This window comes from Bacillus sp. FJAT-27251, assembly GCF_001273925.1.
Taxonomy (GTDB): domain Bacteria; phylum Bacillota; class Bacilli; order Bacillales; family Cytobacillaceae; genus Mesobacillus_B.
The window spans coordinates 1-10,826 of sequence record NZ_LIGG01000001.1 but is presented as its reverse complement, the minus strand read 5'-3'; the positions used below and the strand labels follow the sequence as shown (position 1 = coordinate 10,826).

The following is a 10,826-nucleotide window of genomic DNA, read 5'->3' as shown; positions in this document are numbered from 1 at the left end:
TCTTTGACTTCTGGCGGAGAATGGCTTATGACCCGAGGGGCTAGGAGGCGGAGCTGGACAACAAGAACATTTTAAAAATGGCTCTGTTAAAGGACACTGATTTTAAAGCTGTTGATTGGAGCGGAAGGCACGCCCGCGGAAAGCGAGTGCCTGGAGCGCAAATCAACAAACAAATTTTACAAAGCCCTTAATTTAAAAGGAGGCACTAATAATGGATTACTTATTCATGGGATACTCAGCTATATGGGCACTAGTCGCAGGTTACGTGGTCGTGCTTGGCAGAAGGCAAAAGCAGCTCGAAAAAGAAATTCAGCAGCTTGAAGAATGGAACTCGGAACAATAACAGCGCAGATTCCTGGCACCAAAGCTGGAGAGTTTGCATAAGGCGGAAGCGGGCAGCCACTTCCGCTACAATATGAAAAAAAGCGGGTGAAGTGGATGGGCAAGAAGCTCGTACCGATTTTCGTCATCATCGCCGCAATTGGTGTGATTGGCTTCCTTATGGATGGCCTGGGAGAGAAAGTTTCCGCCAATCCTGGCGACGAGGCAATCGAATTTGAACTGAAGGATATCAACGGGGACATATATAAATTATCCGATTTTAAAGGCGAGACCGTGGTGCTGAACTTTTTTGCCACCTGGTGCCAGCCATGCATTGATGAAGCTCCGGAGCTTGAAGCATTTGGAAAGGAATACAAAGATGCCAAGCTAATCATCATCGCCAAGGGCGAGTCGAAGAAGCGAATGGAAAAGTATATTGCTGAAAGCAATTCGGAACTTCTTTATCTCCTGGATACAAAAGAAGAAACCTCGAATGAATACAGCGTCATCGGCCAGCCTGACACCCTTATCATCAACAAGGATGGAATGGTGGTCGAGAGGTTCACTGGGCCAACAACGAAAAAGCGCCTGGTGGAACTAATTGAAGAAAAAGCTTCCTGAACAAGATTAAGGCACATTTGTGTTTTAATAGATAGATTTGCATCCAGGGGAGGTGAAAAGAATGATAAAAAGAGCGTTAAAAAAGTTCTTATCGCTCGATAAAAGAATGCTTTTATTTGTTGGGGTATTGACGGGAATCATCGTTTCGGTTGTCACGGTGAAAGGCCTTGCCTACACGGATTCACCGGAATTTTGCAGCAGCTGCCATATAATGAATAATGTCCATGACTCGTTTGCCAGCTCGACACATGCAGAGCTTTCCTGCAGTGACTGCCATTTGCCGCATGATACCCTGGTTAATAAGTATACCAATAAGGCGAAAGCGGGTATTGGCCACGTGTACTTCAATACACTGGGTGAATCCAAGATTCCAAAAGTTCTCCATGCGACAGACAACTCGACGGAGGTCATCAACCAGAACTGCATCGATTGCCACAAGAGTACATTGGACAATGTTGCGCATGATGCCAAGGATAGCTGCTCAAGCTGTCACCAGGCAGTACCGCATGGCAGCGACTTTAAAACCGAGGATTATTTTAAGCCTGCGAAACCAGGTGAGCTTTTAGAAAATAAGGGAGGTACTTTGAACAATGGCTAGGAATTTTAAATGGGCATCTATGCTCCTAGTCGCTGTCATGCTGATGATTACCGGCTGCTCGAGCTCAGAAGAAAAAGAGACGGCTGCTACAGCTTCCACCGGACTCAGCGCAGATGAAATCAGCAACGAAGCATTTAAGGATCTGTTCCCGCTTCAATATGACAGCTACATGAAAAATGAAAAAATGGAAGATACGACGTACAGCGGCTCGGTAAAGCGCAGCAAATTTGATCCTGACAAGGAGCCATACTTGCCGATCCTGTTCAATGGATATGGATTTGCGACCGAGTACAATGAAGACCGCGGCCATATTTATGCGCTTGAGGATATAAGGGATGTTGCCAGGATTACAGACAAGTCAATCGGATCCTGCCTAACCTGCAAATCTACAGCTGTTCCCCATATGATTGAGGAAATGGGCGACGATTACTGGGGCGGCAATTTCAATGCCGATATCTGGCCGAAAGCCGAGTCAATGGGACATTCTCCAATCGGATGCTCCGACTGCCACGACCCGCAGACAATGGATCTCCGCATCACCCGCCCAAGCTTTACAAAAGCAATGGAAGCAAAGGGTGTTGACATGTCCAGCCCAACAAAAAATGATATGAGAAATTATGTTTGCGGACAATGCCACGTAGAATACTACTTTGATGCAGGAAACGGCGAAGTAACCTTCCCGTGGGATAATGGATTCAAACCGGAGGATATGTTTGCATACTACGAAACGACAGCAAAGGAAGAGGGTTTCAACCAGGACTGGATCCACAACGTATCCGGAACGCCAATTCTCAAATCGCAGCATCCGGATTTTGAAACCCATATGGAAGGCCCGCACGGAAAAGCAGGCGTTACATGCTCCGACTGCCATATGCCTTACGACCGGGCGGACGGCAAAAAGAAAATCAGTTCGCACTGGTGGACTTCACCGCTTAAAACAATGGAACAATCGTGTGCCACTTGCCACAGCAACAGGGAACTTGATGAGCTGGAAAGCCGTGTAGGTGAAATCCAGGAAACACATATGGAGGCTCTTCATAAGGCCGAAGACATCTCGATTACCTCTCATTACTATATAAATAAAATGATCACATCGGGAGTAAGTGAGGAAAAAATTAAAGAAGCGCAGCAGCATGTACGCAAAGCCCAATGGTTCTGGGATATCGTAGCAGCTGAAAGCTCAGCCGGCTTCCATAATCCGCAGGGCGCCATGGATACTTTGAAGATTTCGTCCGAGGAATCTTTCGCCGCAATCAAGCTTGCGACAGAAGAGCTGGTCAAAAAAGGCGTGGATATCAAGGAGTTGGATGAGGAAATTGAAAAAGTAAAGAAGGCTGTGTCCGAAGAAACAGACAACTTCAAGAAGAAGGAAAAAGCGATCAACGACTATTTCCCGGCACAACAGCCAAAATAAAAAGAAAAAAGTTTAATCAGAAAACACTGTGCAAATAGGGGTTTGCGCAGTGTTTTCTTTAGTTTGCCAGGATTTTTTTCGGGTGTCAAGGCAATTAGTTTCTGTTCTGCTTAAGGAAAAAAACGCTTAAAGAAGGGGAGAGAAGCGAGCGGTCAATTTGCAGTATTTTTTTATTATTGGGACTGTAGGTTTCCATCTTGCAACATGATGCAAAAACGCCTAAAATTACGGAGGTTGATCAAATTCTTTTTAAGCAGGGAGAGACTTTTATGCCTAGAGCCTTATGGCTGCTGATTATTGGTATGGCCGTAAATGTAACAGGCTCATCGTTTTTATGGCCTTTAAATACAATATATATTCATGAACATCTTGGAAAGTCCCTATCCGTTGCCGGAATCGTGCTAATGCTCAATTCAGCCGCAAGTGTGGCCGGAAATCTGGTAGGCGGATCTTTGTTTGACAAAATTGGCGGGTACAAATCCATCTTGCTCGGTATTGTCATTACTGTCCTTGCTTTGTTTGGACTGACAATTTGGAGCAGCTGGCCGCAGTATATCGTCTTTTTAATCATTATCGGTTTCGGCTCGGGAATTGTGTTTCCCTCCATGTATGCCATGGCCGGATCTGTCTGGAAGGAAGGCGGGCGAAAGGCGTTCAATGCCATCTATGTTGCCCAGAACCTTGGGGTCGCGGTTGGTGCGGCGCTGGGCGGCCTTGTTGCTTCGTATTCCTTCCAGATGATCTTTATGGCCAACGCCCTTTTGTACCTTGTATTCCTGGCAATTGCCGTGTTCGGCTACCGGGGCATCCAGGTCCAGTCCGCCCACAGCAATATCCTTCAGGAAAATGGGCCGGTCAAAAACCATGATAAGCTGTACGCATTGCTGATTCTTTGTGCCGGCTACCTGCTCTGCTGGGTTGGATATGTCCAATGGCAGTCGACCATTTCAGCCTACACAAGGGATTTGGGTATTACGATAAGCCAGTATAGCATTCTCTGGACAGTCAATGGGGCGATGATCGTACTGGCACAGCCGCTCATCAACAGGCTGGTCAAGCCATTTGAAAGGAATCTCAAGGTGCAGATCCTTGTCGGCATGTTCATTTTCGTCGGTTCTTTCATTGTGGCTTCCGGCGCAAGGGAGTTTTCAGGATTCCTTGCGGCAATGGCGATTCTGACAATCGGCGAAATGCTGATATGGCCTGCCGTGCCGACTATAGCGGATTCTCTTGCCCCGAAGGGACGGGAAGGATTTTATCAGGGAATCGTCAACAGTACGGCGACAGGCGGCAGAATGATTGGTCCGCTGCTTGGGGGCATGCTTGTTGACTTCCATGGGATGCCGGCGCTATTTACCGTCCTGATCCTTTTGCTGTTTGGCGCCATGTTCACGACCATCGTGTATGACAGGAAACTGAAGGAACAAGTATTACAGGCTCAGGCACACTAAAAGGCTGGCTTCCCGTGCGGAGCCAGCCTTTTAAGCTTTATAGATCCTCAATGACAATATAAGCTGCTCTTACAGGACCATGGACACCGACCACCAGGTTCAGCTCGATGTCGGCCGAGTTGCTTGGCCCGGTAATAAAATTGATGCAGGAGGATACAGGTTTACCTTCAAGATGCATTTCCCTCATTTTAATTGCGGCCTGGGTCATGCGCGGTACGATGCTGCTTTTCGGGATCAGGGCAATGTAGGTTCTTGGAAGAAAGCTGACGCTCCGGCCTTTGTCCTTGCCGCTGAAGGTGACCACTGTCGCAGACTCGGCCAGGGTGATTTCACTGATGGTGATGCCCACATTGGCTTTTTCAGCCACAGTGACATTTTCACTGCCTTTCTGATAATCCCATTCGTGGAACTCAATGCCCTGCTCAGGCCACTCCTCTGCAAAAAGGGGATTCAGGCCCCATTCGGAAAACCTTTCATCCCTCCAGGTGACAACTGGCCCGCCGCCAAAGCTGTCTACCGTTTCTTTCAAGGCAGAACTTAATCCGGCAAGGTCGGTCATGATCAGGCTGGTGTGGATCTTCAGGCAGTGTGTCTTTAGAACTTCCACCAATTGGTCAGGGGTGGCATCCCTTAGGACCTCATGCTGGGGCTGATGCTTCCAGACCGGTCTTTGGACAGGTTCTTTCCTGCGCGGTCTTCCAAGCGTGCTTGCGATATGCTCCAAAAAGGAATCGCGGTTCTGGATGGTTCCAGTCATTCCTTGTCCCCTCCTTTTTCCCGGTTTTTATACCAGTCCCTGAATCTTTCCTTGGCTGGAGCCGGGAATTCGCGGATTTCAGTCCAGGCCTTCAGAGGGCCAGGCCCATTCGAAATCTTATCTCCTGTCATAAAAGGGTTCATCGCTGCGGGCGCCAGTTTTGAACCAAGCTTGTACAGCGAAGGGGAAGCAGCTCCAAGGCCAAAAGCCTTCATCGCGAGTTTCTCGGAAATCGGCGCTTTTCCTTCCTTTTCGACGACAACTTGCCGATGCTTATGCAAAAGATCATGCAGCGGGATTTTTACAGGGCAGACCTCGGTGCAGGCCCCGCACAGCGTTGAAGCATATGGCAGTTCCTTATACTCTTCATAGCCGCCCAGCAGCGGGGAGAGCACCGCGCCGATAGGCCCGGAGTAGATGGAGCCATACGAATGGCCGCCTACATGCCGGTACACGGGACATACATTGACACATGCGGCACAGCGGATGCATTGCAGGATGGACTGGAACTCTGTTCCCAGGATGCTGGATCGTCCATTATCGACAATCACCAGATGGAATTCCTCGGGGCCGTCCGCATCAAGCTCTTCCCTCGGGCCTGTCAAAACGGTGATATAGCTTGTCAGCTTCTGCCCAACGGCGCTTCTGGTCAGGAGGCTGACCAGGACCTCCATTTCCTCAAAGGTCGGAACCAGCCGTTCCATCCCCATCACGGTGATCTGCGTTTTGGGCAGGGCGGTAACCAGGTCGGCGTTCCCTTCATTCGTTACAAGGGAAAACGAGCCCGTTTCGGCGACGGCAAAATTGCAGCCGGTAATCCCGATGTCGGCCGTTAAATATTCCTGCCGCAGCATCTCGCGTGCGTGCCAGGCGAGCTCCTCCGGCTTTGATGTTTTTTGGTAACCAAGTTTGTCAGTGAACACATCGCGAATCTGCTCCTTGTTTTTATGAAGGGCCGGAGCAACGATATGCGAGGGCGGATCATGATCATCCACCTGAAGGATGTATTCGCCAAGGTCGGTCTCGACCACTTTGCAGCCAGCCTTTTCAAGGCAGGCATTCAAATTGATCTCTTCGGTGACCATGGATTTCGACTTGACCACTTTTTTTGCGTTCTTGCTAGTCACCACACCCCGTATGTATTCATTTGCTTCTTCCGCAGTCTTCGCGAAAAATACATTCCCTCCGCGCCTGGCGACATTGTCGCTAAGCTGCTCGAGGTAATAGTCGAGGTTTTCCAGGACATGCTGGCGGATTTCTTCCCCAAGGGAACGCCACTCCTCCCAGTTTCCCAGTTCATCGACCACCAGCTGCCTGCGTCCGCCCATCCGCTCCTGGGCCTTGGCTACGGCCCCTCTCATAAAGGTGTCGTTGATGCCTTTATCCACCCGGCTTTTAAAACCTTCACTGCCTATTTTCATCGCCATAAGAATATCGCCTCCATTCGGTTGCTTTTTACACTTTGCCGAAGCTTAACGGCTGTTGAGCACTTGCGCTATATGCAGGGTTTTAATCGGCTTACCCTGGCGGTCTATCCGCCCTCCGATATTCATCAGGCAGCCAGCATCGGCACCGATTAAATAATCAGCGCCCGTTTCTTCGGCATGCTGGACTTTTTCATCGACCATCTGCTCGGAAATCTGCGCCATTTTCACGGAAAATGTGCCGCCAAAACCACAGCACTGTTCTTTTCCCGGCAATTCGGTGAATTCAAGCCCTTTTACATGGCTGAGCAGGATCATCGGCGCCTTTTTGACTCCCAGCAGCCTTGTCATATGGCAGGAGGTGTGATAGGTTGCCTTTCCGTCCAGCTTGGCTCCAACATCTTCTATTTTAAGGACGTCCACGATGAATTGGGTAAGCTCGTACGTTTTTGCCGCCAGTTTCTTCGCTTTTGGCTCCCAGACGGGATCGCCTTTAAACACATGCTGGTATTCGTGGAACATGTACGCACACGAACCAGATGGACAAACGATATACTCCGCATCCGCAAAAGTATCAATCATTCTTTTCATTGCTTCCTTTGACTCCTTCACATAGCCGCTATTATAAGCCGGCTGGCCGCAGCAGACCTGCGACTCGGGAAAATCAATTTTGCATCCAAGCCGCTCAAGCAGTTCGACGGTTGCTTTGCCTACATCACTTTGAAACATATCGACGAGGCAGGTGGCAAAAAGGGTAACCTTCATCTGCATTCACTCCCTTAATCGGTATTTCGCAAAATTCCAAGAATTTAATCATATTATACAATCAAAGCTGAATAATTTGGTTCTTTTCCGGAAATAAATGAAAAGTATTCACACATCGGAATATTCCGCATAGAATAACCAGTAAATTTTCAAGCAATGGAAAGCGTTGCCGACCCGCTTCGGGAAAGCCACTTGCAAGTTGTGCCGAAATTGTTTAAAATAAGTATACTTTCATAGTGATAGACGTTGATAAAGGAGTAGTAATGGTGCAAAGCCTGTCCGAAGAGAGCTGACGGTCGGTGCAAGTCAGCCAGGTCCATCATGAACTCGCCTTTTAGTCGCCGGCATGAACTGACAGTAGTGCCAGCCGTATTCCGCGTTAAGGATGAACGAAGCGAGTGACTTGTCACTAATGTGGGTGGTACCGCGGGAGAACATACATATCCTCTCGTCCCTTTTTAGGGACGGGAGTTTTTTGTTTTTTGGGGCATTATGTATTGGCCAGTCCCATACAGCGATCATTAAAATCAGGAGGTAAACAAGATGAGCTTCAGCCATCATGAAATTGAAAAGAAATGGCAGCAATACTGGGAAGAGAACAAAACCTTTAAAACAACGGAAGATGAAGGCAAAAGGAAGTTTTACGCATTGGATATGTTTCCGTATCCATCCGGAGCAGGACTGCATGTCGGCCACCCGGAAGGCTACACGGCAACAGATATTCTTTCGCGCATGAAGAGGATGCAGGGCTATAACGTCCTTCACCCAATGGGCTGGGATGCCTTTGGCCTTCCTGCTGAACAATATGCGCTTGATACAGGGAACGACCCTGCAGAATTCACGAAGCACAACATCGACAATTTCCGCCGCCAGATTAAGGCGCTGGGCTTCTCCTATGACTGGGACCGGGAAATCAATACGACGGACCCGTCCTATTACAAATGGACACAGTGGATCTTCCTGAAGCTTTATGAAAAAGGGCTTGCCTATATCGATGAAGTGGCGGTCAACTGGTGTCCGGCACTTGGAACAGTACTGGCGAATGAAGAGGTTATTGATGGAAAGAGTGAGCGCGGGGGACATCCGGTTGAGCGCCGCCCGATGCGCCAATGGATGCTGAAAATTACGGCCTACGCCGATCGCTTATTGGAAGACCTTGAAGAGGTTGACTGGCCGGAAAGCATTAAAGATATGCAGCGCCACTGGATTGGCCGCTCTGAAGGGGCAGAAGTCACGTTTGACATTGAAGGACATAATGGTACCTTTACTGTTTTTACCACCCGTCCGGATACACTGTTTGGAGCGACTTATGCGGTATTGGCACCGGAACATCCGCTTGTGGATGAAATTACTTCCGCAGAGCAGCGCGGGGCGGTTGATGCCTATATCGAAAAAATCAAGAGCAAGAGCGACCTGGAGCGTACCGATCTTGCCAAAGATAAAACAGGAGTTTTCACAGGAGCATATGCAGTAAACCCTGTTAATGGTGAAAAAATGCCAATCTGGATTGCCGATTATGTTTTGATGAGCTACGGTACAGGCGCGATCATGGCCGTTCCTGCACATGATGAGCGCGACTATGAGTTTGCACGCAAGTTTGGCTTGGAAATCAAGGAAGTCGTTGCCGGCGGCAATGTAGAAGAGGAAGCGTATACTGGCGATGGTGCCCATGTGAACTCCGGATTCCTTGATGGCATGAACAAGGAAGAAGCCATTACTTCGATGATTGCCTGGCTTGAGGAAAAAGGCGTTGGCACGAAGAAAGTGACTTATCGTCTGCGCGACTGGCTGTTCAGCCGCCAGCGCTACTGGGGAGAGCCAATTCCGATCATCCACTGGGAAGACGGTACAATGTCAACTGTACCCGAAGACCAGCTGCCGCTTGTCCTGCCTAAAACAACCGAAATCAAGCCATCTGGTACAGGCGAATCCCCGCTTGCGAATATCGCAGACTGGGTGAGCGTGGTGGACCCTGAAACCGGCAAAAAAGGCCGCCGCGAAACGAATACAATGCCTCAGTGGGCGGGAAGCTGCTGGTACTACTTGCGCTATATTGATCCTAAGAACGAAGAAGCTTTGGCTGCAGCCGAAAAGCTGGATGAGTGGCTGCCTGTCGATATTTACATCGGCGGCGCGGAGCACGCGGTATTGCACTTGCTATACGCACGTTTCTGGCACAAAGTGCTGTACGACTTGGGTGTTGTGCCGACGAAAGAGCCATTCCAGAAGCTGTTCAACCAGGGAATGATCCTTGGCGAAAACAATGAGAAGATGAGTAAATCCAAAGGAAATGTCGTGAATCCGGATTCTGTCGTTGACAGCCATGGTGCCGATACGTTAAGGCTGTATGAAATGTTCATGGGGCCGCTGGATGCATCGATTGCCTGGTCCACCAACGGGCTGGATGGTTCCCGCCGTTTCCTTGACCGGATATGGCGCCTGTTTGTCGAGGAGGATGGCAGCCTGACCGGCAAAATCCGGGAAGGTGCCGAGGCAGGCAGCCTGGAGAAGGTTTACCACCAGACCGTGAAAAAAGTGACTGAGGATTATGAAGGCCTGCGCTTTAATACAGCGATCTCCCAGCTGATGGTATTCATCAATGAGGCGTACAAAGCGACCGAGCTTCCAAAGGATTATATCGAAGGATTTGTAAAGCTGCTTGCGCCGATTTGCCCTCATATCGCAGAGGAATTATGGCAGAAGCTTGGCCATGGTGAAACCATCAGCTATGCAGCATGGCCTGCATATGATGAAGCCAAGCTGGTTGATGATGAAATTGAAATCGTCATCCAGATCAACGGCAAAATCAAAGCGAAAATGAAGGTGCCTGCCGATGCCAACCGTGAAACACTTGAACAAATCGCGATGGGCGACATTGCGGTTAAAGAGCAAATTGACGGCAAAACGGTCAGAAAAGTCATTGCTGTACCTGGAAAGCTTGTCAACATTGTAGCGAACTAAAGATTGAATGCAGGTAAGCCCCTCCCTCTAGCCGGAGGGGCTTTTACAGTCAGGAGTTTTGTATTTAAGATCGTCCGTTTTGTATAATTGACAAGAAAAACTTCTATGCTGAATAGTAGACGGTTTAAATAAGGAGCTGAAAAATATGAGTCAGATTGAAACAATCACAACAGACGAACTTCAGAAAAAACTTGAGGCTGGAGAAAAGCTGGCCCTCGTCGATGTCCGTGAAGATGAAGAAGTAGCAGGAGGCATGATTCCCGGCGCCAAGCACATCAGAATGGGCGACATCCCTGAAAACCTTGATTCCTTCGATAAGGATACAGAGTACATCTTCATCTGCCGCTCAGGAGGCCGCAGCCACAACGTCTGCCACTACATGCAGGAGCAAGGCTACAAAGTGCGCAATATGGTTGGCGGAATGATGAGTTGGGAAGGGGAAGTGGAATAAGGTTACTGTTGAAACGCCCTCTGCCTTTGGTGGAGGGCATTTTAAATAGTATTATCTCGGTAA

Annotated in this window: 10 protein-coding genes and 1 other annotated feature; of the genes, 7 read left to right on the top strand and 3 right to left on the bottom strand. The window is 48.9% G+C overall.

What is annotated here, in order from left to right:
* Window positions 1-211 precede the first annotated feature (211 nt).
* The 5 genes from ADU22_RS24050 (at window position 212) to ADU22_RS00030 (ending at window position 4,405) form a co-directional block, all read left to right on the top strand.
* The gene (locus ADU22_RS24050; protein WP_082252744.1) at window positions 212-343 is read left to right on the top strand and encodes a CcmD family protein; all 132 of its coding nucleotides are present in this window, start codon (window positions 212-214) and stop codon (window positions 341-343) included.
* 95 nt (window positions 344-438) lie between these two features.
* The gene (locus ADU22_RS00045) at window positions 439-942 is read left to right on the top strand and encodes a TlpA family protein disulfide reductase (protein WP_053360338.1); all 504 of its coding nucleotides are present in this window, start codon (window positions 439-441) and stop codon (window positions 940-942) included.
* Window positions 943-1,003: 61 nt separating this feature from the next.
* Complete coding sequence (locus ADU22_RS00040; RefSeq protein ID WP_053360337.1) at window positions 1,004-1,540, top strand: cytochrome c3 family protein; 537 nt, start codon at window positions 1,004-1,006, stop codon at window positions 1,538-1,540.
* Window positions 1,533-2,954, top strand: coding sequence for an ammonia-forming cytochrome c nitrite reductase subunit c552 (locus ADU22_RS00035; RefSeq protein ID WP_053360336.1), 1,422 nt, complete (start codon window positions 1,533-1,535; stop codon window positions 2,952-2,954). The genes ADU22_RS00040 and ADU22_RS00035 overlap by 8 nt, the downstream gene beginning before the upstream one ends.
* Window positions 2,955-3,223: 269 nt before the next feature.
* Window positions 3,224-4,405 (top strand): MDR family MFS transporter, encoded by a 1,182-nt coding sequence (locus tag ADU22_RS00030; protein ID WP_053360335.1) that lies wholly within the window; start codon window positions 3,224-3,226, stop codon window positions 4,403-4,405.
* Between the two features lie 37 nt (window positions 4,406-4,442).
* Here ADU22_RS00030 and ADU22_RS00025 read toward each other — a convergent pair whose 3' ends face one another.
* The 3 genes from ADU22_RS00025 to lutA are packed head-to-tail and all read right to left on the bottom strand — an operon-like array spanning window position 4,443 to window position 7,351.
* Complete coding sequence (locus ADU22_RS00025) at window positions 4,443-5,162, bottom strand: LutC/YkgG family protein (protein ID WP_053360334.1); 720 nt, start codon at window positions 5,160-5,162, stop codon at window positions 4,443-4,445.
* Complete coding sequence (locus ADU22_RS00020) at window positions 5,159-6,589, bottom strand: LutB/LldF family L-lactate oxidation iron-sulfur protein (RefSeq protein ID WP_053360333.1); 1,431 nt, start codon at window positions 6,587-6,589, stop codon at window positions 5,159-5,161. The genes ADU22_RS00025 and ADU22_RS00020 overlap by 4 nt, the downstream gene beginning before the upstream one ends.
* Window positions 6,590-6,634: 45 nt before the next feature.
* Window positions 6,635-7,351 (bottom strand): lactate utilization iron-sulfur protein LutA, encoded by a 717-nt coding sequence (gene lutA, locus ADU22_RS00015; RefSeq protein ID WP_053360332.1) that lies wholly within the window; start codon window positions 7,349-7,351, stop codon window positions 6,635-6,637.
* Window positions 7,352-7,588: 237 nt separating this feature from the next.
* Window positions 7,589-7,810: a binding site (T-box leader), on the top strand.
* An 84-nt stretch (window positions 7,811-7,894) separates the two neighbouring features.
* Between lutA and leuS the strand changes: the two genes are divergently transcribed.
* Together leuS and ADU22_RS00005 are read left to right on the top strand one after the other, a co-directional pair.
* Complete coding sequence (leuS, locus tag ADU22_RS00010; protein ID WP_053360331.1) at window positions 7,895-10,312, top strand: leucine--tRNA ligase; 2,418 nt, start codon at window positions 7,895-7,897, stop codon at window positions 10,310-10,312.
* A gap of 145 nt (window positions 10,313-10,457) precedes the next feature.
* Window positions 10,458-10,763, top strand: a complete 306-nt coding sequence (locus ADU22_RS00005; protein WP_053360330.1) for a rhodanese-like domain-containing protein — start codon at window positions 10,458-10,460, stop codon at window positions 10,761-10,763.
* Window positions 10,764-10,826: the final 63 nt, after the last annotated feature.